Genomic DNA, 603 nt, shown 5'->3' on the forward strand with positions numbered 1-603 from the left:
AGATTTACGATATCGCCAACGATTGGTAAGCGGAGGCGAAATTTATCAAACTTCTCCCGCCCATCTGCTGTCGCAACCCAAGCTTTGAACATAAAGAGTGCACCGACCATAGCGGCAATGAGCAATCCCCAGTAGTGAACAAAGAAGTTGGACGTCGCAATCAAGATCCGAGTTGGAAGCGGCAACTCAACCCCAAAACGAGTAAACATCGATGCAAACTCGGGGATAACCAGAATGTTCAGAATGAACATGGCGATGGTAATAAATACGATAACGAACGTCGGATAGCGCATCGCGGCTTTAATGCGTTTACGTGTTTCTAGCTCTTGCTCATAGTAGTTTGCTAGCTGTAGCAATGCCTCATCGAGTCGACCAGTATTCTCACCCACGTTGATCATGGAAACGAATAACGGACTAAACACTTTGTTGTGCGGCTGCATCGCAGACGACAAGCCACGACCATTACTCAACTCAGAAACCACATCTTCTAGCGCTTCTTTTAGCTGCTTGTTTTCACAGTTTTGCAGTAAGCCGCGCATTGAGCGCAGCAAAGGCACACCAGCTTTAGTTAAGCTGAACAACTGACGAGAAAACAGAATAATC

At 46.4% G+C, this 603-nt stretch carries 1 protein-coding gene; it reads right to left on the reverse strand.

Features of this window, described 5'->3' with window-relative positions:
- On the reverse strand, nt 1–603 hold a 603-nt coding region (locus R7R24_RS28480), incomplete at both ends, for a type II secretion system F family protein (RefSeq protein ID WP_318120420.1).

The organism is Vibrio sp. 704 (assembly GCF_033339295.1).